The organism is Nostoc sp. DedQUE04 (genome assembly GCF_034530995.1).
Taxonomy (GTDB): domain Bacteria; phylum Cyanobacteriota; class Cyanobacteriia; order Cyanobacteriales; family Nostocaceae; genus Nostoc.
Window position 1 is genome coordinate 75,552 of record NZ_JAVRCA010000012.1, and the last position, 24,019, is coordinate 99,570.

Genomic DNA, 24,019 nt, shown 5'->3' on the forward strand with positions numbered 1-24,019 from the left:
TTGATAAAGAGTTGAGTAATTCATGCTTTACTATTTCATCTTACCAGTTTTTTTAGAGACAGCAATTGCACCAACTCCAAACAATAGACCTAGTAGGGAAGCAGGTTCTGGTACTGATGTAGATGAAGAACTCAGGGTAATATTGGCAGCAGAATCTTGATAGATGTATGTTCCTGCCCGTCCCACTTCACCCGTTAAGGTAATTTCAGAGCTTGAAGTTTTTTCTAAGGTATATCTTGGAGCATCAAAAGCAATGCCAAAATCAACTACTAAATTCCAATTCGACCTAGAATCAAGCTCAAAATCGACATCTGGGGTTAAGTTACCGCCATTAGTAGATCCTCTCTTCAAATTCAGGTCTAGATTGTTGACGGATAGCTCCCAATCGCTCAAAGTCCCAGACTCTGAATAAACCACGAATCCAGAATATTCGCTCTTGAATGGCAAAGAGTTCGTAAGGAATGGGCTAGTAGCATTGACTAAGGTAAAATCACCTGAAAATTCTTGTCTAGTTAGAATCGCTCCCAGCACAGGAGTAGCATGAAATATGCTTGCAACTACCAAACCAATCACGGCGACGCTAACTTTGGGGAGTCGAACTTGATTCATGGATTGGGTATGCTACTTAAATTTGTTGAAGGTATGCTATCACATCCTTGGCAACTCAAGATACACTCATGTCTTGTCCGTCGCTTAAAGTAATCTGCTACTGAAAACCTTGATATCACTCCATTGTGGCAACCCAAGTAAAAACCTCAGTTTTAAAGTTTCTTACTAAGAGGTTTTTAAAAGCATTTTTCGCCTCTGCTTGCGGCTGGCGATCGCTAAAAAGAAGAGATGGAAATATCAATTTTGTCGTTAAATGTCTAGTACAACACGGCGGAAATAAACCAAACCACCTATTCACAATCAGTGAAATGCTTGCGCTGTATTAATTTGGAATTTGGAATTCCGCCTTGCGGTACTAGTGTCCTTCGACACTAATCTCAACTTGCTGCCAATTTTGGGATTAGTCTGAGTGTATTAGCAGTTTTAGCTGTTACCTGATTGTGTTCCCACAGCATCGGGTGATATTCAATCTTGCGCCAGGGGTCAACCATGTCGTTGTAGTGGCTATGGAAGGCATGACCTGATTGTCCGGGGGTATGAATAGCTAGTGAATTACCGAGATTTCCTAAATCTACAATCATCCGCAAAGAAGGAATATCAGTCACTTCAAAGGATTTGTTTGCTCTCCAACGATTAGCATTCACGGTTTCCCCATTACCAGCAGTGGCGAAGGAACCACGATTAAACAAAGCCTCAATAGGTGCAACTCCAGATTTGCCCAAGGTAGCATTGCCAAAAGTAATGGTATGCAGTTTACCCCAGTTCCAATTTTTTGAGTCTTTGCCTTGAATATTTTCTAATTCTTCTACAGCTTCGGTAAAAGCAAGTCGCAGAATTTGGTCGCGGTTCTCTACTTTTAAGGTACTGCGGTTGTCCCACCAGTAACTATCTGGCTGTTTAACGAGATTTTGGATTACAGCATACCAGCGATCGCCACCATCAGGAAAATATTCTTTAGGCAACTGGTCATCAAAGGTATCTGCTAGCAAATGTTTCCAGAATACTTCAAATAAAGCAGCTGTCGGCGATGTCATTCCTAGCTGTAAGTTCCAATCTCGCAGGAGTTTTTGGGCTGTTTGCAACTGGGGAGTATCAAAAGAGATCGCTTGTAGTAATGGCACTAAGGTCTGGGCATTCAAATTGCGATTGTCGCCCTGTATGCGCTGCACATCAGTGATGGAAATTGGCTCTTTTTGCTGTGTAATCATTTCAATAATGCGCTGTGCCCGATAACCATAAACCCAATCTTTGGTAATCAGGTAAGGATAATCATTGGCGACTAAATTATTGGCGGTAGCAATATAACCTTGTGATGGATTGAAACTTTTAGGTAATTGCTCAAAGTCAATATAGCCTTGCCACTCATATTCATCTGTCTAACCGGGAATCGGATAGCGTCCATCTCCCTGCTTACGAATCGGGAATTTCCCTGGCATTTGATAGCCAATATTACCTTCAATGTCAGCGTAAACCAAGTTCTGGGCAGGTACATCAAAGTTACTTGCAGCCGTGCGAAACTCTTGCCAGTTTTGGGCGCGATTTATTTGGGGAACTGAATACACAAGCCTGGATGGTTCTAAAGCTGTCCAACGCAGGGCAACAGCATAACTTTGTGTTAGTTTTATCGCTCTACTTGAGTTGAACTGCTGTAAGTTGCGTGAAACATCCGAGAGAATTGGCCCGTGTCGGGTGTAGCGTACTGTTTGCACAATTGGTTGACTCCCAGCAACTTGAATTGTCTCTGGCACAAGTTGCATATCCACCCATTTACCATTGACTTCGTACTGATTGGCGTTGTTGGGGTTGATTTTTTCAATGTATAAATCCATGACATCGGATTGTACATTAGTTACACCCCAAGCAATGCGATCGCTATGACCAACTATCACCCCCAGCATCCCAGCAAAGGAAAAGCCAGTCACGTTGTAAGGACATTCTGCACCTTTAGGCGTGCAGTGTAAACCAACCTCATACCAGATAGAAGGTATTTGCACACCCAAGTGGGGGTCATTTGCCATCATTGGCTTACCTGTAGTCGTGCGTTTACCAGATATGACCCAGTTGTTAGAACCAATGCCTATTCCTGTAGGCCCGATGAGTTTCTCTAAAGCCATCATTGGCTGAGTAATTGTCTCGAAAGTGGGGGCTACAGCTTCTGCTACCAAAACATCTAGAGTAGAGGACTGTAAGGGTAACGTTGAATGATTAATTTCCTCCCCTGTGCCAATACCTGCTTGAAATTCAGGTAAAATTACAGGCAAGTCTTGAGGATATGGTGGAAAAAGCTCGTCTACCTGAGCAAGTGTGAGGGTTTTAAGCAAGATGGTACGCTCAACTTCGCTCTGAAAGTTTCTGCCCAAGTCGTAAGCCATCACTTTGCCCCAAGTGAGGGAATGTAACGGTTGCCAAGGCTCTGGTTTATACCCGGAATTTAATAATTTTAAGACAGCATATTCTAAACTGAGGGCGCTGCCTTGATGTTGTGCTAGATAAGCATTAACACCATCAGCATAAGCTTGCAAATCTGCCTTCATTTGGGCATCCATTTGCTGGATTTCTTGCTGTGCTACTCTTGCCCAACCCATTGTCCGCAGATATCTGTCAGTTTCTACTTGAGATAAACCAAACATTTCTGCTAGTCGCCCTGAACCGATGTGTCGCCAAAAGTCCATTTGCCAAAAACGGTCTTGAGCATGGGTATAACCTTGCGCCATGAATAAATCATGAGAGTTAGCAGCCCAAATATGGGGAATTCCCCAGTTGTCTCGCTGAACTCTAACTTCAGATGTCAGTCCAGACAGCACAATCGTGCCACTTTCTACAGGAAAAGATTGGCGCACAGTATCAACAGTAAATCCAACTAGCGACAGCCCCAGTACTAACACCCAAACCAAGCCGATTTTGAGTTGATTACGCAACCAACGTTTCTGGGACTTTTTCATCTATGTAGGTATTGTCGCATCATTAGTGAAACCACGCGACATTATACCAATTCAATTAATGATTGCAACACATCCTTGTTCCACCACCGACTGTTGTTGCCGAACGTCATAAATCGGAACGGGAGCGATTAGCTATTTGCACGGACTGGAGCAATCATTCTACCGCGTGGTTAATGCGTCATCGGCTCGGACTCAGGGCAGTCTTGATCGATCTGATGGCTGGGGTTGAGATTAAAGGCGACGAGGCGATGATTCAGGCTTTGGCAGAGTTCTCCAAACGCAATGCCTCTCACGTTAAGGGTATTCTCAATCTGACCATACCGCTATCGGAGTCTGCTTTGTGGATTTTAGGACAATTCCTCTCGCAACTGGGTTTGTCTACTGAGTCGCGGCGACCAATGGAGGATGGGCAGAGGGTTCGGTATTATCGGCTCAATACTTCTGATGTCGAGTTTGCCCAAAAGGTATTGGAGTATCGTCAACGGCAGAGGGAGGACAGGGAAAGGAAGCGGCAAGAATCACTTGAGCTTCAAGCTACTTATGCTGCTAGAATGCAATCTCAATATGGGATTAATGCTCCGTCCACACCCCCCATTAATGAAGATGGAGATAATAATCGGGGGGGTATGGACACAGATCCAGAACTCAGTGATTATTGGTGGGAGCAGGTTAAATATTATGCTCGACTTCTCTTTTGGTCTGGGAAAAGGTTAAAGGGCAAAGGGGAAAGGTAAATTCAAACCCTTTCCCTTTCCCCCTTTCCCCTTAACCGAAAAGTATTGAGTGTTAACCTTTAAAAAACGCAGTAATTCCCGAATTACAGCCATCATTAATGGATCTTCCTGTTTTTGCACAGTAAATTGGATTAAAGAATCAAATTGATCTGCATTATGCATATTTAATTTATTTAAGAACCTTCCGTTATAGCTCCTAGTGCCAAAAGTGACGATCGCACAGATTCTGTCAAACCAACGACCCCTGTAATATTCATGCCTTCATAAGGTCTAGGAGTTCTGAGAATTTTCAGACATTCACCTGTTTCGACATTCCATAAGCGGATGGTCTGGTCTTCACTGCTGCTAGCAAGAATTGGACTTTTAACCGGAGAATGGACAAATGCGATCGCAAAAATCCATCGTGTGTGTCCAATCAATACTCTTAAGCACTTCCCAGTTTTCATATCCCAAATTCTCACGGTTTGGTCGGTTCCTCCGCTTGCCAGCAGATAACCATCGGGACTGGCAGCACTGATCGCAGCATCAGTATGTCCTTCCAAGGTTCTTAGACATTGGCAAGTCTTGAAATCCCAAATTTTGATGGTTGCATCTTGACTGCTACTATACAAAGTTTGCCCATCTGGACTAAATTTAGCTGACCACACACCGTTTGTGTGCCCACGAAAAATTTTCAAGCATTCCCCTGTAGCAACATCCCAAGCTCGAATTAGCGAATCTGCACAGCAACTAATTAGCATTTTGCCATCAGGACTATAAACAAGTGATGAGACAATATTAGTGTGATTACATAACACACCCAAGCAAACACCTGTTTTGACATCCCAAATCCGTACTTGCTTGTCGCTACCACTACTGGCTAAGGTTTGTCCATTGGGACTGTAGGTAACTGAAAGTAGCCAGTTTCTATGACCTCGTAAGACTTGTAGACATTCTCCTGTCTCTATGTCCCAAATTCTCACTGTTTCATCTGCACCGCCACTGGCAATGGTATTACCTTGGGGATGAAAAGCTACGGTTCGTACCCAATTAGTATGACCAGTAAAGGTTTTGATACACTTACCAGTATGAATATCCCATAATTTAACTGTTTGGTCTTCACCACTGGCTAAGACTTGGCTGCGGTCTGAATCATCAAATGGAGAAGTCGCTAATGCCCACACACCGCTACCATGTCCGCGAAAAGTTCGGAAACACTGTCCTGTATGAATATTCCAGAACTTAACAGTTTGGTTGTCATCACTGGCAATCAAGGTTTTTCCATCTGGAGTGAATGTCAGCGATCGCACTGTGTGGGTGTGCCCTGACAAAGTTTTCACACATTCTCCAGTGTGAATATCCCACAAGCGAATTGTTGTATCAGCACTGCCACTTGCTAGCGTTTGACCATCAGTACTACAACCTACACACCAGACATGGCCTGTATGACCTTGGAGAGTTTGCAAACACTGCATTGCTTCTAAATCCCAAATCCTCACAGAGCCATCAGCGCTACCACTTACCAGCATTTTATCATCAGCATTAAATGCTACAGACCACACAATACCCATGTGTCCTTGTAGTGTTTTCTGGCACTCACCTGTATTGAGATACCAAAGTTTGATCGTATGGTCGGCGCTACCACTTGCTAAAATTTTACCATCTTTACTCAAAGCGATCGCCCAGATCCAATCTGTGTGTCCTTCAAGACTTTTCAGACATTCCCCTGTCTGAATGTCCCATAATTTAACCGTTTGATCCATACCACCACTGGCAAGGACTGAATAGTTTTCTTGCCGAGCCTGGGCTACAGACCAAACAAAGCCTGTGTGCATCCTGAATACTTGTAAGCATCGACCTGTGAGATCCCATTGTTTAACAGTTTGGTCATCACTGCCACTAAATAAAGTTTGTCCGTCAGCACTAAATACAATAGAACGCACCCAACCTGTGTGTGCTTCCCAGGTTAAGCATTGCTGTCCATCTGTTGTTTGCCATAGGGAAATTTGACCAAGGGTATCCCCGATTGCCAGAAGATTGCCATTTGGACTAACTGCTAGCGTAAAGGTATAGCTGAGATTTGCCGTAAAAGTAGATTTAGTTAAATCTGAGTAGGCGAAATTGGTTTGGTGTAAATTCACACCTTTTAAATCAGCTTGCCAAATCGTCAAACTAGAAAAGTTGCGATCGCTTAAATCCACTTGCAGCTGACGAAGTAAATTAATCGTGTTTCCACCCACATAACCAGCATCCATTGGCTTTTTGCCACGAAGTGGTGCCAGAATTGTCATCAGTTGAGCTTCAATCCGATTTGCCGTTCCGAACAAAGAAAGCAATTTTTTAATCACAGGGTTGAGAATTAAGTAAAGCTGAATTTCTTTGATATAATCTTTCGCAGTCGCTTTGATCAGTGCATGGGTTTTGAAGAGAGAAATATTTTGAGTTTCAACTTCAACACAAACCTCTTGAATCAAACAAATGGTAATGTACTCCATCAACACAGGCTGTAGTGTGAATAAACCACTACCTTTTTCAATCAGGCTGCGTCTTTCTAAAGCTGACAATGCTTCTAGGAGTTGAGAAGACGCAATCAAGGATAATAAATCAGCCTGTATTTCGGGAAAATTTACAGGTTCGCGGTTGATTGCCAACCAATACATGACTGATTTCTCTAAAGCTGATAAGCGTTGAAACTGTTGTTCGAGCAAATCTTGAATATCACCGAATACAACAGTACCTTGAGCAAGAAAATTAGAAATATTACTATCAAATAAATCCCGGATGGTGGTTGCCACAATCTTCAGTGCCAGTGGATTACCTGCATAGGATTGAATTAGAGTTTGCCATTCATCAGTCGATCCAATAAAGCTACCTTTACAGCTAAAAATTGCTTGTCCATCAGCGATTGATAAACCAGATAATTGCATAGTTCTAACAGGCAACTTTTCGCCCTCAAGTACTGCCACCTCTTTAGGCTTTTCTCGACTCGTCAGCACTAAACAACTTTGGTGGCGAAACTCACCAATTCGCTTAAAAAGCTCACCATATCCTTCGTAACCAGAGCGATATTGACCTGTTCGACCCTCATTGCTGCTTAAGATTGTCTCTGCATTATCGAGAATTAGCAGACAGCGATGTTTTTGGAGATAGTTAAGCAGTCGAGAAATGCGATCGCTGACAGATTCGGATAAATCCCCCTGCTGTTGGTGAGAGAGAACTTGAATCAAGCTAGTCAGTAACGCTTCAATAGTGGGGGCATTATAGAGCGATCGCCAAATAACATACTCAAATCCCTGAAGTTTCTCACTCAACTTCACAGATAAAGAAGTTTTACCAATTCCCCCAATCCCCAATAGTGCCACTAATCGACAACGGTCTTGATTAATCCACTGCTCTAAGGTGGCAATTTCTTGGAAACGTCCGTAAAAAATCGAAACGTCGAGCGCTTCACCCCAGTCTTGATAAGTTTTTATGGGATTATCAGGCTTGATTTCTCCAGTATTCTTCTGACGATAACACCATCTTCTCAAAGACGAATGGAGGTTATCTTTAGTAACTTTCTCACCCATCGCATGGGAAAGCATTTTCCAGAGTCGAAAGCCAACAATTTTGATGTAGTCGGCATCATAACCAAACTTTTCCGCAATCTCTGGATACGTTTTCTGTTCCCATGACTGTCGAAAAATAATCTCTTGCAAGTCATTTAGAGATGTTTTTCCCAGAATTATTTCAACAATGGCTAAGGCTTCTTCGACGGTCATTTATCCAGAGGTTGCTTACTAAAGTTAACTTCAACTTGTAACTTTGAATAACTATTAGTTACTGCAAAGATTTAACAACTTTTTTAAGATGCTATCAGTTGTTGATTCAGGGCGAACAACAACTTTAAATCATCAACAAAATCCTTGAAATTATTCTAAACTATGACTACTACCTTACAAAGACGCTCTAGCGCCAATGTCTGGGAGCGCTTCTGTGAGTGGATCGCCAGCACCGATAATCGTCTATACATCGGTTGGTTCGGTGTCCTGATGATTCCCACCCTGCTAACAGCTACCACTTGCTTCATCATCGCCTTTATTGCTGCACCCCCCGTAGATATCGATGGTATCCGTGAGCCTGTTGCTGGTTCTTTGATTTATGGCAACAATATTATCTCTGGTGCGGTTGTTCCTTCTTCAAATGCGATCGGCTTACATTTCTACCCCATTTGGGAAGCAGCTTCCCTTGATGAGTGGCTTTACAACGGTGGCCCCTACCAGCTAGTAATTTTCCACTTCTTAATTGGTTGCGCTTGCTACATGGGACGGCAATGGGAGTTGAGTTACCGCTTGGGAATGCGTCCCTGGATCTGTGTAGCTTATAGCGCTCCCCTGGCTTCTGCGACTGCTGTCTTCTTAATTTATCCCATTGGTCAAGGCTCTTTCTCTGATGGTATGCCTTTGGGTATTTCTGGAACCTTCAACTTTATGTTGGTCTTCCAAGCTGAACACAATATCCTGATGCATCCATTTCATCAGTTAGGTGTTATTGGTGTATTTGGTGGTGCTTTAATTTCTGCGATGCACGGTTCTTTGGTGACTTCTACCTTAGTTCGTGAAACTAGCGAAACCGAATCTGCAAACTACGGCTATAAGTTCGGTCAAGAACAAGAAACCTACAACATCGTTGCGGCTCATGGCTATCTCGGACGGCTATTTTGGCAATATGTCAGCTTCCAAAACTCCCGATGGCTGCACTTTGTCTTAGCAGCTTTACCTGTGATTGGTATCTGGTTTACTGCTTTGGGTATCAGCACGATGGCATTTAATTTGAACGGATTCAACTTCAACCAGTCTGTCATCGACTCCCAAGGACGCGTAATTAACACTTGGGCAGATGTGATTAACCGTGCCAATTTGGGTATGGAAGTAATGCATGAGCGTAATGCTCACAACTTCCCTCTAGATTTGGCTGCGGGTGAAGCAGCACCAATAGCTTTCAATGCCCCTGTCATTCACGGCTAAGGTTTAACTGTCATTTTTTATAAGTGCTTACCTCGGCTTACTTTGTTGAAGCCGGGTTTTTTAACGTCTCCCTATCTCGCTAACGCTGCGCTATCGATACAATTCTTTTTTTTAACTGGGCAATAACCCAGAACTAAAGTTTTTATTAATACTTCTTTCCTTCTGCCTTCTGCCTTCTGCCCTCTGCCTTTCTTGTAACTTCTGTAATTCCTTGAAGACATCAATTGCAGCTAGTGATTTCAACTGAGATGTATTGGTTGGGGTCTGAATCCCCATCCAATTGTTCCTTCTGCCCTCTGCCCTCAGCATAGCTGCCTTCTTCAAGAGGTCGATGTCAAATCTTACTATTTTCTGCTGGGCCTACATTAGCTATTTTATAACCATCTGGATAACTGCGAATAGCATGATCGATAAAGTAGTATGGCTGATTTCGTGGAGGAAAGTAACGTAATAATCGCGCCCTAATTTTGAGGATATTTGCTAGGAGCGATCGCAAAAAAGGGGAAGGATGTTCAAACCCAAAGGCATCGAGCATGACATCATCAAGTAAGGCATATACCAAAGGTTTTAAAGCAAAACTCATCCAGCCGGGAAACCAACTCAAAAATAAATTTCGCGTTGCTTCTCCCACACGTCTATTGGTATCTGAATAACGAAAGTTTGCTTGCTCGTAATCACGGTTATAGCGTTCAAATTCTGCGTAAGTTTCAGGGATATTCTGGATATGCATTCGCTTACCCACTTCCCGCCAGAAGTAAAAAGCTGCTAATTTTTCTTGTTCGCACATCAAGCGCCAACCAAAACTTGCATTCCAGCGAATTGGATCGTAAATAAAGGTAGAGAGTACATACAAAAAATCGGCATTATTAATCTTAAAGCGTCCGTGGATGGCATTCATGCGTTGCATCGCTTCTTTGCCGCGATCGCTATCGTAACCCCACTTACCAATTTCCCCTATAATTATACCTGTATCGTCGTAGCGTTTTTGTGAATGCTGATAAAATTCCCCTGTTTTATCCAATAATTTAGAAATGCTAGGAACACAATAAGTTCGCATCAAAGCCACTTCCAGCGCTCTTGTCATTTCCCATGAAAAATCATAGCCAATCATTATAGAGTAAATTTGGCAATGAGCTATCACAGGATCGAGCTGCTGAATCAGATGGAGATTTTTGTAGCGATTAAAAAGCATCTGAGATTTTTCCTGCGCTCAATACAAGCAAACTTCAAACTTCCATAATCATACCTTTTCAGGGGTTAAAAATTAATGCACAATCCTTTTCTTTCCTGGCTGAGTAAAATTTGCAGTGGGAAAAGTTATTTTTCGCGTTCTTTAAGTAGTGAGTAATTTCTTTAATTAATGAGTAATAGGGGAGAAAGTAGCGAAGCTGCTATGAGCCGCCATGCAACGGCTGAAAACGCTATTGTCGGTGGAACCATAATATTGCTGTTTTTACGTGCTTATGCTTCTAATTCAAATTGGCAATATTATCGGTTCTTGGCAACTTTTGGTGATGATCAAAGGTTACGCGCTTTAAGGCAGAAGGCAGAAGGGTTTTAAGATTTTGCCTGTCGTCGTATGCCGCCACTGTTGGCAAGTTGGCAAGATATGCCTAACCTGATTCTGAAAGAAAACAATCTGAAACACGATAAGTTGCAAGTATTTGCTCAGTTGCTGACCCCCTGACATCTGACGGATAGATTGGAGAACATGGGATGTAGGAACAGTAGTTGCACGTATTTGGCATGGTCAAACACTTATCAGTAAATGTTTAACTTTGATTTTAATTCTTGACCGTGCAACTCCTACACCCTCTCATCCTGCAACATTAAGGATTTGCGCTTTTCAAGCGTACCATTCAACCCCAGTAGCTTGTTGTAATTAGGCTATTGTCGGAGTGCGTCACTCAACAGCCCCAAAAAGTAGGTAAATATCGCAGCAAGTGTATGCTTTCATGCAATTATGTATGCTTTTTCAAGAAATCGGTTTGACTTCTGGTTGAATCAGGTTAAGAACAGTGTAAGGATCGCGACCAGAAAATAGCAGCTTAATCACAATTGCTGCCGCAGACTCTAACAATCGAGCATACTTCAACTCCCCCAAATCGACTGGCTCACTCCCAACATCTTCAATCAGCGAAGCCACTTGACGTTTCGCATCAGTATCGTCGCCGCAATAGAGCGTTACTAACCGCCGACCATCGAAATTAGGCTGCTCCATCTGCCAAACTTTTGCCTGACACATATTGAACGCTTTCACTACCTTAGCCTTGGGAGAATAAGCAGCGATCGCTTCTGATAGTGATACTCCATCATAAGTTTGCGTTAAGTAATTACCGTTAGAGGGGTCAACAGGATTATTTATGTCTAATAGAATCTTGTTTGCAAAAGCTTCACTTCCTCCAGCTGCTTCCATAGCTTCAAATACTGCTTGGTGAGGAGTCGCTAAAACAATGACTTCACCAAACTCTGCTGCCTCTTGAGGGGAACCAGCTTTTGTCCCCTGAGCAAGCCTACTTGCCAAACTCTGTGCTTTGCTAGAATCTCGACCTGCAACAAATAGCTCGTGTTTTCCTACCCAACGTGAGCTTAAAGACTCTGCCATGCTGCCATAACCGATAAAGCTGACCTTCATTGCTATTTCTCCCTAATACAGTTCAATGGAAATAAAAGCACTATTTTTCATCTAGATTTACCACTGTAATTTTATGGGACCGCCAAACTGACGCATCTCTGCAAAAAACTGTCCTTGCGCTCCTTCATCTGGAAGTGTTGCTAAATAAACAGCAGTTTCGGCTCCTTGCTCTGCTGTAAACGGCGCATTCTCTCCTCCCATATCAGTTTTCATCCAACCTGGAGAATAAGCATTAACGAGAATATTAGCGCCAAGGAGTTCTTTTGCTAAAAGAACAGTTAGACCGTTCACCCCTATTTTGGATAGTCGATAGGAAGGTGCTATTGGGTAGTAGTCACTAGTAATTGCAGCCAAAGATGCCATTTCGGTTGAGACATTGACAATGCGACCGTAGTTGTGAACCTTCATCAACGGAATTAATGCTTGAGAAATTCTCAGGAGCGCTAGAACATTGGTGTCAAATGTAGAGCGCATCGTTTCTAGTTGAACTGTCAATAAACTAGATTCCTCTGGCTTGGTTGTAGGATTGATGCCGGCATTGTTCACCAAAATATCTACCCTGCCGTAGGTTTCTCTTAGCCATTGAACAAACTCTGCCACATTCAAATCACTCGTAACGTCCAGTGTGTGATAGTTTACATCAAGTCCTTCATTAGATAATTGTTCTTTAACAGCAAGACCATCTGTTTGGTTACGGCTTGTTAGAACAACATGGATGCCAATTTGGGACAATTTCCGAGCTATGGCATATCCTAACCCACGATTGCTACCTGTTACTACAGCAATCTTTTTCTGGTTTGTCATCTTAATAAATTTTCGCAACTTTCAGTTTTACTTTACTGAAATGTTTTAAATTAATCAAATTGATTGAAATAATATATTTAATCGATGCGATTAATAGACTTGTCTGCCATTGATCTGAACCTTCTAGTCGCCTTTGAAGCACTTTTTGAAGAAAGGAGTGTAACAGCAGCAGCAACACGATTGTATTTAGGCCAACCAGCAATGAGTGCGGCACTCGCTAGGTTACGCATTCTATTCCAAGATGAATTATTTATCCGAATTGGCAGGCAAATGCAACCCACGGCAAAAGCTCTGGAAGTTGCTCAAGGTATAAAAGCTGCTTTACAACAAATTCGACAGACATTGGAAACGAGCCAAACATTTGACTCTACTACTTCTAAAAGTACTTTTACAATTGGCAGTTCAGATTACACTAGCTATGTTGTTATGCCCAAGCTTCTTGAAGTTTGTCGTCGAATTGCACCAAGCATTAATTTTCGATTAATTAGTTTTGCAAAAAACTTTGTCGGAGAACTATTAGAGCGACGAGAGATTGATCTAGCTTTGGGTGTTTTTCAAGACCCACCCAGACAAACAATACAAATGCCATTATTTCCAGAACACTTTGTCGGCATCTGTCGTCTTGGACATCCCATTCTTTTGGAGGACGTTATCACACCAGAAATCTTCGCTAATTTTCTTCATGCTCTTTTTACTCTTAGGCAAGATGAAGTTGGTGAAATCGATAATGCGCTCGCCCAGTATAACCTCCAGCGTCGAGTTGCTTTGACAACTCCTCACTTACTAGTGCTACCAGCAATCATTTCATCAACTGATTTAATTGCTGCTGTTCCATCACGATTGCTAGCACCCTTGGCATATCAAGATGCATTAGAAATTTTTGAACTTCCAGTACAAACTCAACCGTGGATGATTTCAATGCTATGGAGCAAGCTTACAGAGCAGGATCAAGCCCATTGCTGGTTACGACAGATGCTCATAAGCGTTTGTGAGGAAATTTAATACATCAGAGAAGTCTTTTAACATTAAAAATCTTGCATTGACAATTTTTTGAACTCTAAAAAGTTTAAATCACCGAGTCAAAAACTTGTTGTGCGGTTAGATTCAACTGCAAAAAAGTAGGAGACACTATAAGGTTTGTTTCTCTAAAGGGTGTCATTTGATATTCACCATCAATAAGTTCACAGACAAAAATAGTCGGAACTTTGGGACTACCAATAAATACACGTCCACCCAAAGCTGCATAATCCACAATCCAATATTCAGGTATACCCATAGCTTCATAGTCACGAAGCTTATCGTAATAATCATCCTGCCAGTTGGTTGACACTACTTCAACTATTAGTTTGACCGAACTAGCATTATGGATAACTGATTCTTTCTTCCAGCGCGTTTCAGTATCGATAGTTTCTTGATTTAAAACAATAATATCCGGTTCGTACCCTGATTTGTCTCGGTATGGTTTAATAATGGATTCTTTTGGTATAGTCCAGATACCGCGTTTACCCATCTCTCTAATTGTGAACAGTAATTCTTCAATCAAAAAACCAGCCAAATCAGAATGCTCCCCTTTAGGCTTTGGCATCTCCACAATCACCCCATCATGTAATTCGTAACGTACTTCTGAGTTTTCTGGATACCATTCGATAAATTCATCGAAGGTCAGTAGCTTTAGTTCCGATTGTGTTTGATTCATAAAACTTACTGGATTTATTTTTACTCCTACTGTAAGAACTGCCTAGAACGCATAATTCTCACAAAATCGCGTTGTTCCTATATTATCTGTGAATTTCTCTTGACTGAGATTGAGAAGAAAAGTAAGTCTTGTCAAGAAGAGAGTTAGCTCCTTCAAAAGTTTTTATGATTTCAGGCGTGACTTGTGAGATATGCACTTTGCCTGATTCAACACCTAAAACTATATCTCCATTTTTCTGTTGGATAGTCAAATCTTTGCGCTCAGTGTTAAAGCTGAGGTCATAAACCTTGCCTTTAACTTCAGTGAAACCATCTTGCCGAGATTGTCCCAAAACCATGCCAATTTTTTGAGCAATTTGAGTCAGCCGACTGATGGCTTCAAGCTCAAATGTATCTTGATTCATTACTGTCAACGCTTCGGCTGATAATTGCTCACCAGCTTTAAACCCATTAGCCACTTCTACAATGCGTTTTTTGTAATTATCGGACTTCCCTAACTTCTCGGCCGCATTGTACCAATTTCTCAAGTCATCAATAGTGACTGATTGAGGTTGGACTTTTTGGTTGGGTATGGCTTTGTTTTGTGGTTGAGGAAACGGGATTATAAAACCCTCCACATAATCCCCCAAGGGTTCAAGATGTAGTCCCCAGACCTGCCCTTTGCCGGTGAATAATTCTGGTAATGCTTTGGGTGAGTGCTTTTCCATGTCAGCCCATTGCTGTTGATAAACAGGGTCAGCAATCATATCAGGTGTGATTTGATACTGCTTACCGACTCGAAAGGCGACTTGTTTATCAATGCCTGTCGCCAGAGCAATATCGCCTTCCTTAAACCCATACTGTTTGTAAGGTTGATAAGCTCTAGTGGTGTGAGTTCGACCATATCCTCTCATCGCATCAATGCAAGTATCCACGGGTAAAAGATTGGTGTCACCATGCATCATTAAAGGGTAGTTCATCGGAATCGGTTTGCCTTTGATGACAGGAGAGGCGACGGCGAGATTTTGAACCTCTTGGTTGGGGTGGAATTGAGCGCTTTGTTGAGGCGGGGACAATGCTGATTGAGATGGAGGTTTCAAAAACTGTGGTCGTGTGGCGAGGGAATTAACTCTTTGTTGATAGTCACTATCCGATTCAATAATTGACCCAAATTTCTTGGTCATGTTCTCCAAAGTTTTGGAGGGAATTGAACTGCTGACTAAGTGAAATACTGCTAGACCTTTTTTAGTTTCCCTGATAACATCTTCTGTTGGTACTTGCTGCCATTCAACTTTTTGAGCAGTTAACCATTTAGTCACAGTATCAGCTTTCTGGTTGTCAACAGCCAAGCCCATGACTCCAAGTTTTTTGTTTGATTGGGTAGAAAATAAGAAAGTTGGACGCTCTTTAATATGATGTAGAATTTTTGCACTACTATCAATCATATACAGTTGTTGAGGGTTAACCGATTGAGTCCCAAAAGCCTGAAATTCCTTCGTCCAAATAGTAGGATATTCAACGGTATTAGGGTCAATTTGAGCGCAAATCACAGAGAAATTACTTTGAATAATAGCGGGGACTGGGGTAAGTTTTCCGGTTTTGAGCAATCCAAGTTGTCTGAGCGCGTCTTTGTCTTTTTTGAAGTGCAATACTCCCAAGGGTTCACCATTCAAAAATACAGCATCTCTAGTTTTAGAAGCTGAGGTTTCGATAGTCAGTTTTCGGTAATCTTGATCATTGAATGTCTGACCAGAAAAATCATAAAAGTTAATTTTATTAATTTTGAGAAGATTCCCATTGGGAGATTCACCCAGAACAAAAGCTTGATCTCCAGTTTCGGAGATAGAAGTAAGTTTTAACTTTAGAGGATTACCATTTTTGAGATAATTAATTTCTTTTAACTGTTGGGCAGAATCACTGTCTAACTCACCCAGAGTTTTCCCATCAAGTTTGATTTTTACTGTTTTGTCAGGAATCAGCACAGTACCAAATTCTAAGTTGACCGGTTCGGCGTTAAAAACAAGTCCTGCATAAGAGAAGTTCTTGAGTTCACGGATAGTAATTTCAACCGGCTCGTTTCCTGGTAGTCCAATAGTTGCTTTGGCAGTGGCAGGTTCTACCCCAACCATACAAGAGAGCGCTTTCGTACCAATGGGAAGCTGTGCAGTTCTGGTTTCAAGCATGGCGAATTCCTTATATTTGCCGTCACTATCCTGGACAAACATTAGCCTGGAAACATGGCGCTCATGTCCGACTAGGTGGTGAGAAGCTCTGATTTCTATAGGATGTTTTTCGGTTGGATTCCATTCTCGACCCAAAAAATGATTCGCTTCATTATTTAATGTGACTAACTTCGGCTCAGTAAATTGCAATTTATCTAAGCGAGAAATAATCTCATTGGGGAAAGCAGCGAAGGCGAAATTGGAAACTTTTTTAGCGATCGCCTGGGGGTTTGCGTTTTCTTTTCTTGCAACTTCCAGTTCATCCTGGCGGGATGCACAGATGTTCCAGGCGGCGGCAGATAGAGCAAGTTTTTCTGACTCTGGGATCTTCGCATAAAATGCGAGAGCCGCCTCTAGTGCCTTGTCGAAAAGTAATTTAGTTTGGCTTCTAGTAAGTTCTGGTTTTAGTTCTAAGAGTTTAGCTCCCTGCATGGACATCCCCGCCTTGAGGTTGTGGTCAGTTACAGATTGCTGGCTAACTGTCCCCAGGTTGCGGTAAGCGGGTTTTCCATCTGATCCAACCTCGCCATCTATCTGTGCAACTGCTAATAATTTATGGGGGCGTTCACTGTTTGTGAATTTAATCTCATCTAGGCGAATATTAAGTGTCTGGGCTTTCCATATTAGGGGATGCCCGTAGCGGGTGAGGTTGGTAATTTCGAGTTGCGTTCCTGAATCCGTTTGAATAATTGCGCTAGGGCCAGACTCTGTTTCTCGCCGCCTTGAGGCACGAACCGCAGCGTTGAATTTCAGATCAAACTCGTACTTGGCGGCGATCGCTGCAAATTTTTGCTGTGGTGTAAATTCTACTCCTTGAAACAAGTCTTTAAACTGGACTATGGGGCGCGATTCTAACTGTGATTCTTGGAAATATTTATTGGTTTGGCTAATCAATAATTCTACTGGTGAGTAGCCCTTTGGTGTTATCCCCGTGTTTAAATAAACTGACGAAGATTTCTTATCTTTAATATAATTAACATCACGATACAAATAGCGGCTGTTTTCCCGGATTTTATTCATCTCAGGTTTTTTTGCACTTTTGAATAAATCAACCGCTATTTGGTTTTGATAACATCCCTCACCAATCATTTATCGGTACATCAGGCGGTTAACATCCATCGCCTGATGAATAATCTCTGGCGTTCTGTTAGGATTCTCTGCTAGAACTACAACAGATTGGATGAAGGGTTTGTACTCTGCTCTAATTGGTTTGGGCTTTTCGTCATGTTCCTGTTCAAATAAACTTTGATAATGGCTAGATACTTGGTCTAAATAAGTTGATTGTTGTTCGATAGTCCCATAAGTTTTAAGTACCTCAATTTCCGATTCTAATGCTTCCAGTGCAGTAACTTGATTGTTGATTATGCCCACGCTGATGCTATCGCTCATGTGGATAGCGATTTTTTCAAATGGGGGCTGGCTTCCATCTTCCAAATAAAATGATTGTTTTTTGAGCTTAACCGTGGGCGAATAGGCGTTTTGGGGAAGATTTCTTCGCTCTGCCTCTGCTGTTAAATTGGGATATAAGCTAGCTCTTGCTATACCTATGCAGTCACCATCGTAGTCTCGTGCTTGGCGTTCTGATTCGGTTTCTGCTGGGTCTATTTCTTCAACATCAATCCCTTGCGCTTCTAACTCTGTAATTCTGGCTTGTATGCGCTTGTGGTCTTCGTCATTGACTACAATTATGCCTTTGAGGTCTTTACCATCTGGGCCGAGTCGATCTTTAACGTGCTTGTTAGCAGACACACACAATCCGTTAGAATTCAGAAAAGGAGAACGGAAGTTAAGAATTTTATCTTCATTCTTTTCCCATGAAACACAAATTTCACCATTTTTAAGTTCCTTGGATGGAATAATCATCCCTCGGTCAAAAGTAAGCGTTTTCCCCAGAGCGATATCTCGCCATTGGCTCTGTAAAAACCGACTTAATTCCTGTTTAACTTTTTCCGTTTCTAAAAGTTGTTGATGACCAAGTAAGTCAGTTTTGATGAGTTTGTACATGAACAAGTCATCTTTAGTACTCTCGTCATCTAATTCCTCATCTGTATCTAAATCGTCATTTGTCCCTAAGTTTTTAACATCTGGTTCAAGGTTTGTGACCTCTCCTATTTTTAATTTACTTTGGTTCAATAATTCTTTGCGTTTTTCGTATTTTTCACAATAGTAAGCAGCAACAATTCTAGGGTCATCTTGAATAGAGGCTAGTTTTTCAGCTTGTAGCTCTAATTCTTCGGCAAAATCTTTAATTCCTTGGGGGAAAGATGCCAATAGTTGGGAGATAGACATCTGACCTTGCTGAGATTGTCCTTTTTCGGCTAACCAAATATCTTGCTGATACAAACCTGGCTTAATTTGAGGTTTAGTCGCCCCTGTTGGTCTATCCTTATCTGTTCCCTTAAAACTACTTATGGGGAGAATTATGTCTATTTTTGGTTTGTTATTTGGCTCTGCATATTCTATTTTATCTAGTTTGTATGGTCGAAGTGTTCCTTTACCAAAGCGGTATTTGCTAGTATCTTCTCCGTTTCCTTCCCTCCAGCCGAATCGATGCTGGATAACACGGTAGCTTTTATCTTGTTGTGATTCTCTTGAAGTGAGCTTGTCATAAAGTTGTGTTGAAATTTGTCCATAACAATCGCCAACTAGTTTATATGCTAAATCATTTGATAATATCCCTCCATTTTGACCGGGATTATTAGTAGAATCATCTACTACTAGAATGTTTAGCTTTTCGTGAATCGCATTTTTACAAGCCCCAAGAAATATCGAACCATAAGCTCCACGATCTTTACTATCTGGACAAATCTTTTGAATCGTTTCTAAACATTCTTTTTCTCCATAAAGTAAGCGAGTTTTAGAAGATAATAATAAGATGTGTCCGTCTGGATGATTCCTTAATTCTTCGTCTGTACTGTATTCATCTGAATGTCCAAACGAGAATTCTTTATCAGGAAAGTAAAATTCTAGTAAAGTATTACTGAGCTTTTCGGTTAAAATAGTTTTACGCTTATCTGTATAAATCCATTGATTGAGCCGGGGATCAAAATGCTTCAATTCCAGAGTCATGATTTTAAGAAATTGATGAAAATTGGTTAATATTTTAGGGGGTTTTATGTCAAGAATTAAGCGTTGGATAAATATGAATAAAGAAGAGTTCAATGCAGATGGAACTTTAAAAGATGAAGTAAGACAACAAAAGTTATCTCGTGGCGCACATCCAGAAGCAATCGATGATTATGCTCGTAGATTAAAAGAAGAGTACGACGAGTGGAAGCACCTGGACGAGACTGATCCAGAGCCGTGGCCAGTGTATACAGCTTACGATTTTTTCAGCGAACAAGAGAAAAGAGAGTTTAACCCTGACGGCTCTCTCAGACCTGAATATGTAGACTACGCTCGGCAAATTGGCATCAGTGAAAGTGCCCTGGAACAGCTTGAGTGGCGTAAGAAAAACGAAGTCGAGAATTATAATGCTGTGTCTGCCGATCATGCAGAACAAGGTATTAACTTTGGTGAAGAACGGATGAAAGAAAGGATTGAAGACAGCAGAACTTACGCCCAACGCCTCCGCCAAATGGAACAGGACTTGCGGAACTTTGAGCCGGAAGATAGCTTGCCTTTTGATAAAAACACCTCCTATTAAAGTAGGTGAGTTTACGCCGTAACTCCGTTTTATCCATCAAATGCAGTGATTTTATCTGAATATGTGAAAGAAAGCGATCGCCAACGACAGACACGAAAGTAAATATTCAAAAACTGCCTTTTTACTTCAATCAGTAATTGCAGTGCGGTCAAGAAATATACCGCACTGCGACTAGATTTATTTATGATGTTTTTTACCGTGTGGTGGGGTGGTTTTTGATAATTGTTTGCCAAGAGATAATTCCGACGGAGAATTACTAGATATTATTGATGAAGTAGCTATTTTATACATAGCAAAACAGCAAGAAATAGCAACTAGAGAGATTAAGGTAGCCTGACCAATTATTTGCCAGGAGTTGAAAGTCATTTTAGAATGAACTCGCCTAAAGAAAACAGACTCCAACTTCTGGTGAGTCGTGCAATTTTTCAAATACTCTAAAACTTGCAGACATTCAGATATGTCCTCGCCTTTGTGTACTTTTTGGCACAGCAGAATTTCTAAGCGCTCAATGCGACGTTCAGGAGTAGACAAATTAATATCGTCCCAATCATCCCAAAGTTTGATTTGTTGTTGTTCGGACATAATATGATTCAGATGTTGTAATTAGAGAAATTTCTCAATGCTTACTTACTAAATTAGTGACGGTGGCGATGAGGTTTATTTTTAGAGCGTTCGTACTCTATCAATAATTGCTTTGCTTGTTCAGGGAGAATCACCTGTTTTTTGTCAATCCGCAATTGGTAACAGTAGCTTTTCTTATCAGGACAAGGGATAGTATTGGGGGTATTAATTCCAATCATCACAGAACCAAGAGCAACTGCGGAAATGGTAATCGAATAAGTAACCATCCCAGAGCGACCGGAACCGACCCAGCCACCAAACCAAAAAAGAAATCCTTTGATTTGTTCAAAACCTTCTTGTCGAAGTTTTATCCATGCTTGGGACTTCTTCAACTTTTCAACAGCTTTAGTATTGGATACTTTTTCAATTTGGACATCAATGGTAGACTTGACACTGTTTATTTCTTGTTCTAATCGGTACTCGTTCCATTCTCGGACACGTTGGGCGATAGCATCGGCGTGGGCGAAGAAAGCGGAAAATCCCTCATCGGATAGTGATTCGCCATTAGAGTTTTCAATGGGGACTTTCCCTCAATGCGCTCCAATATACGTTGTTCTAGTCCAGAATAGAAATTCTTAATATCCTGTTTGTTTTCCGAAAGTGCGCGGAGTACATTCTTAAGATACATTTGGTTGACTAGCCCGGGAATATTTTGAGCGCGTTTTCGGGTAATACTATCCACTAAATTGACCAATTCCTCTTCAGAAACAGATGCTTCTTCACCAAAAAACTCAGCAATTAACTGGCTCTCATCTTGGGGTTGGACTATACCAAAGTGAGTAGCTACATCAAAATATGTTTTATTTTGCTCTTTAATTAGGTCGCAAGCTTCGAGAAAGCGCTCACACTCCAACTGACGATATTCCTTCTGATTTGGAGATAGTCCACAAGCGGTGATAATCTCAATTGCTTCAGTTAGTTCTAGCTCAATGCCGTACTCTGATTTGATGTGAGTTAACATCTGTAGGATGTTCATTGGTGGAAATTCAGTTTTATCAGCACGTTTTTTCTCTTGTCGTTGGAAGTGTGCTGCCGCTTGCTTATAGGTTTTACCCTGTTGAATTGACGCTCGGATCACATCAAAACGGGACTGAATTTCTTCATCACTGTAATCAGCTTGGTCAATAGGTAAATTACTTGCTGTCAACGTGGCATCAACATCTTCTACAGAGAGCGAATATGTTTGTTGTAGCAGTTCTTTGGTATAAGGCATAAATTTATTCCTAGTTAAATGCATTTTCTAGTAAACAATCATCATCCTCGTGAGTAGGTGAAGATCCAAAATGTGTATCAACCTTGTCGGTAGGGTTTGCAACGATTAGATGGCTCTCCAGTTCTTGCTCCAAGTTAAAAGTTTGAGCTAAATAAATAATTTGTTGTTGCAGTTGGTAAATTGAAATTCTTGCCTTTGATTTTAAATCTGATTCTGAGAACCCTCCTAACCACCGACAAGCTATCGGGTGCCAAAAGGCAGCGATTGCCCAGATAATCATGTTTTGTCTCGGAAATTCAAGAGTTTTATTTTTGGGACTCAGATATTTTAAGAGGGGAAGATAAGGAGATGAAGTACTGAACTGAAAACGAAAATCAACTTGTTCAGGCATGATTTACGACCTGTTGAGAATTTTTACAAAGATAGGAGAAAAAACCGTAGTTATCAGTTAAGCGAAAGGATAAATCTGATTTAGGTCTGTCAGATAAAAATTCTTGCTGTACTAAATATTCCAAGGCATCACAGGAAATTTTTTCAGGACGTGGAAATAATCGATTCAATTCACTCTTGAAATAGTGGGCAGTTCCACCAGCAAAGATAATCTCATCAATATCTGATGGAATATAACGATGCAAATAACTTGAAAGCACTCCCCAATATTCTTCACGAGCAATATTGATTGCTGATTTAATTGATTGAATTTCTAATTCTTGTAGCAAAGTATCTTCGACTCGAACTAAAGGTAATAAGGCTTTGAGATTTATTTTGGAACCAGCAGCACTAATCGCAGCCGCAAGAGTCAGAGATTTCTGTCCAGCTACCCGACGCTGTACTGATGATACTAACTTCTGAAACCCTAAATCTTCTGTAACTCCATTTGTCATCGCACCCTTATCCATAATCAAAATAGAGGCATTGCGATAGCCAATCATCACTACCGCTATTTTGCGTGAACGCAAGTTATGAGTAGTTGTACGTCCTCGTGAGAGTAATCCAAATCCTTCAGGGCGGCAAACAAACTCCACTAGCTTGAAAGAGCGTTTTTCACCTCTCCATTTAAAGTTGAGCAGAGCGCCTGTAATCGATATCTCAAATAATTTACGATCCGAGTATTCTCCGTAAGGAAACAAGATGCCCAGACGAATACTTGCACCGTTGGCTAACGACTTCTTTTGGGCGATCGCACCTACAACAGCCAAGGTTTTATAAATCGCTAGCTCAAATTTTGGCTGCTCTAACTTCAAATTTGCAAAAAACCTCTGACAAATTAATCCTACACCCCAGCATTGCTGATTGTATTCAATCCAAGCTGAATTCTCTGGAGAAGATACACCAATCGCATCCTCCTCATAACTTAAAAGGCTTTGTTTCGGGATTAATGCTGTGTAGGGTTCCATCAAAAGCAACTCCGGCTTACTTGAATCTAGAGTAAAAAAAACTCTACTCAACGATGCTCCCGGATCGAATGAGATTATTAAATCTGCCATCTACTTTCAACAAAAATTACTCAACCATTTCATCAAATCATAAGTCGTTAATAGCGCAATTATGGCAAATTTATGGAATTTGATAAAAACAGGCTCAAACTCATATAAATCCGGCACAACTCTGGCACAATTCTAGCATAAATCTGAAATCTTAAATAGTATTTATCAACAATTTAATTTTATTGATAATCAAGTACTTTTTTCTCAAAAAAATGGCACAACTCTGGCACAACTTTGGCGTAATCCCTCTAAATACAACCGTTTCCGAAATATATACTATTACAATGATATTATTCTTTCGACAAAGCAATAATAGCAAAACCTTACGCACAGTACGCCAAATTTGGCAGAAAGTTTTAGACGATAATTTGCTATATTTAAGTGCATGAGAGTTGGTGAATAAAAAATTTGTTGCAGTCAAAGTCTCATCAAAAATTTGTAACTCGG

At 41.2% G+C, this 24,019-nt stretch carries 18 protein-coding genes and 2 pseudogenes; 5 read left to right on the forward strand and 15 right to left on the reverse strand.

Translation table 11 applies throughout. The annotated features are described in order from the left end of the window. Positions 1–30 precede the first annotated feature (30 nt). Together RM049_RS11125 and RM049_RS11130 are read right to left on the reverse strand one after the other, a co-directional pair. Positions 31–609 carry a PEP-CTERM sorting domain-containing protein gene (locus RM049_RS11125; RefSeq protein ID WP_322704221.1) on the reverse strand — a complete coding sequence of 193 codons (579 nt, stop codon included), beginning with the start codon at positions 607–609 and terminating at the stop codon, positions 31–33. 377 nt (positions 610–986) lie between these two features. Continuing rightward, positions 987–3,551, reverse strand: a pseudogene (locus RM049_RS11130) (penicillin acylase family protein). Between the two features lie 62 nt (positions 3,552–3,613). On the opposite strand from RM049_RS11130, the gene RM049_RS11135 reads away from it, so the two are divergent. Then, positions 3,614–4,285: a hypothetical protein gene (locus RM049_RS11135; RefSeq protein ID WP_322704222.1), complete on the forward strand. Its 672-nt coding sequence runs from the start codon at positions 3,614–3,616 to the stop codon at positions 4,283–4,285. A 173-nt stretch (positions 4,286–4,458) separates the two neighbouring features. Here RM049_RS11135 and RM049_RS11140 read toward each other — a convergent pair whose 3' ends face one another. Continuing rightward, positions 4,459–8,025 carry an NB-ARC domain-containing protein gene (locus RM049_RS11140; RefSeq protein ID WP_322704223.1) on the reverse strand — a complete coding sequence of 1,189 codons (3,567 nt, stop codon included), beginning with the start codon at positions 8,023–8,025 and terminating at the stop codon, positions 4,459–4,461. A gap of 162 nt (positions 8,026–8,187) precedes the next feature. On the opposite strand from RM049_RS11140, the gene psbA reads away from it, so the two are divergent. Continuing rightward, the gene (psbA, locus tag RM049_RS11145) at positions 8,188–9,270 is read left to right on the forward strand and encodes a photosystem II q(b) protein (RefSeq protein ID WP_322704224.1); all 1,083 of its coding nucleotides are present in this window, start codon (positions 8,188–8,190) and stop codon (positions 9,268–9,270) included. Between the two features lie 111 nt (positions 9,271–9,381). Here the strand turns inward: psbA and RM049_RS11150 are convergent, their stop codons facing one another. Continuing rightward, positions 9,382–9,546, reverse strand: a complete 165-nt coding sequence (locus RM049_RS11150; protein ID WP_322704225.1) for a hypothetical protein — start codon at positions 9,544–9,546, stop codon at positions 9,382–9,384. Positions 9,547–9,604: 58 nt separating this feature from the next. After that, positions 9,605–10,462, reverse strand: a complete 858-nt coding sequence (locus RM049_RS11155; RefSeq protein WP_322704226.1) for an oxygenase MpaB family protein — start codon at positions 10,460–10,462, stop codon at positions 9,605–9,607. 168 nt (positions 10,463–10,630) lie between these two features. Between RM049_RS11155 and RM049_RS11160 the strand changes: the two genes are divergently transcribed. Beyond that, positions 10,631–10,831 (forward strand): hypothetical protein, encoded by a 201-nt coding sequence (locus RM049_RS11160; protein ID WP_322704227.1) that lies wholly within the window; start codon positions 10,631–10,633, stop codon positions 10,829–10,831. A gap of 414 nt (positions 10,832–11,245) precedes the next feature. Here RM049_RS11160 and RM049_RS11165 read toward each other — a convergent pair whose 3' ends face one another. Beyond that, positions 11,246–11,905, reverse strand: a complete 660-nt coding sequence (locus RM049_RS11165; protein ID WP_322704228.1) for an NADPH-dependent F420 reductase — start codon at positions 11,903–11,905, stop codon at positions 11,246–11,248. Between the two features lie 57 nt (positions 11,906–11,962). Then, positions 11,963–12,709 (reverse strand): SDR family oxidoreductase, encoded by a 747-nt coding sequence (locus RM049_RS11170; RefSeq protein WP_322704229.1) that lies wholly within the window; start codon positions 12,707–12,709, stop codon positions 11,963–11,965. An 84-nt stretch (positions 12,710–12,793) separates the two neighbouring features. On the opposite strand from RM049_RS11170, the gene RM049_RS11175 reads away from it, so the two are divergent. Then, entirely contained in the window at positions 12,794–13,711 is a 918-nt protein-coding gene (locus RM049_RS11175; RefSeq protein WP_322704230.1) for a LysR family transcriptional regulator, read from the forward strand. A 64-nt stretch (positions 13,712–13,775) separates the two neighbouring features. Here the strand turns inward: RM049_RS11175 and RM049_RS11180 are convergent, their stop codons facing one another. The 3 genes and pseudogenes from RM049_RS11180 to RM049_RS39260 all read right to left on the reverse strand — a co-directional run. Then, positions 13,776–14,405, reverse strand: coding sequence for a Uma2 family endonuclease (locus RM049_RS11180; protein WP_322704231.1), 630 nt, complete (start codon positions 14,403–14,405; stop codon positions 13,776–13,778). Between the two features lie 82 nt (positions 14,406–14,487). Further along, positions 14,488–17,625 (reverse strand): hypothetical protein, encoded by a 3,138-nt coding sequence (locus RM049_RS39255; RefSeq protein ID WP_416212632.1) that lies wholly within the window; start codon positions 17,623–17,625, stop codon positions 14,488–14,490. A 333-nt stretch (positions 17,626–17,958) separates the two neighbouring features. Beyond that, a pseudogene (locus RM049_RS39260) lies at positions 17,959–19,674 on the reverse strand (hypothetical protein); the annotation flags it as partial. 46 nt (positions 19,675–19,720) lie between these two features. Here RM049_RS39260 and RM049_RS11190 point away from each other — a divergent pair. Further along, positions 19,721–20,251: a hypothetical protein gene (locus tag RM049_RS11190; protein WP_322704232.1), complete on the forward strand. Its 531-nt coding sequence runs from the start codon at positions 19,721–19,723 to the stop codon at positions 20,249–20,251. Between the two features lie 177 nt (positions 20,252–20,428). Here the strand turns inward: RM049_RS11190 and RM049_RS11195 are convergent, their stop codons facing one another. The 5 genes from RM049_RS11195 to RM049_RS11215 form a co-directional block, all read right to left on the reverse strand. Then, the gene (locus RM049_RS11195) at positions 20,429–20,833 is read right to left on the reverse strand and encodes a hypothetical protein (protein ID WP_322704233.1); all 405 of its coding nucleotides are present in this window, start codon (positions 20,831–20,833) and stop codon (positions 20,429–20,431) included. A gap of 53 nt (positions 20,834–20,886) precedes the next feature. Then, positions 20,887–21,204 (reverse strand): hypothetical protein, encoded by a 318-nt coding sequence (locus RM049_RS11200; protein ID WP_322704234.1) that lies wholly within the window; start codon positions 21,202–21,204, stop codon positions 20,887–20,889. A gap of 77 nt (positions 21,205–21,281) precedes the next feature. Next, complete coding sequence (locus RM049_RS11205; RefSeq protein ID WP_322704235.1) at positions 21,282–22,085, reverse strand: hypothetical protein; 804 nt, start codon at positions 22,083–22,085, stop codon at positions 21,282–21,284. A 10-nt stretch (positions 22,086–22,095) separates the two neighbouring features. Continuing rightward, positions 22,096–22,476: a hypothetical protein gene (locus RM049_RS11210; protein ID WP_181927299.1), complete on the reverse strand. Its 381-nt coding sequence runs from the start codon at positions 22,474–22,476 to the stop codon at positions 22,096–22,098. Then, a complete protein-coding gene (locus tag RM049_RS11215; RefSeq protein WP_322704236.1) occupies positions 22,469–23,572 on the reverse strand; it encodes a ParM/StbA family protein in 1,104 nt (367 codons plus the stop codon). The genes RM049_RS11210 and RM049_RS11215 overlap by 8 nt, the downstream gene beginning before the upstream one ends. Positions 23,573–24,019 lie beyond the last annotated feature (447 nt).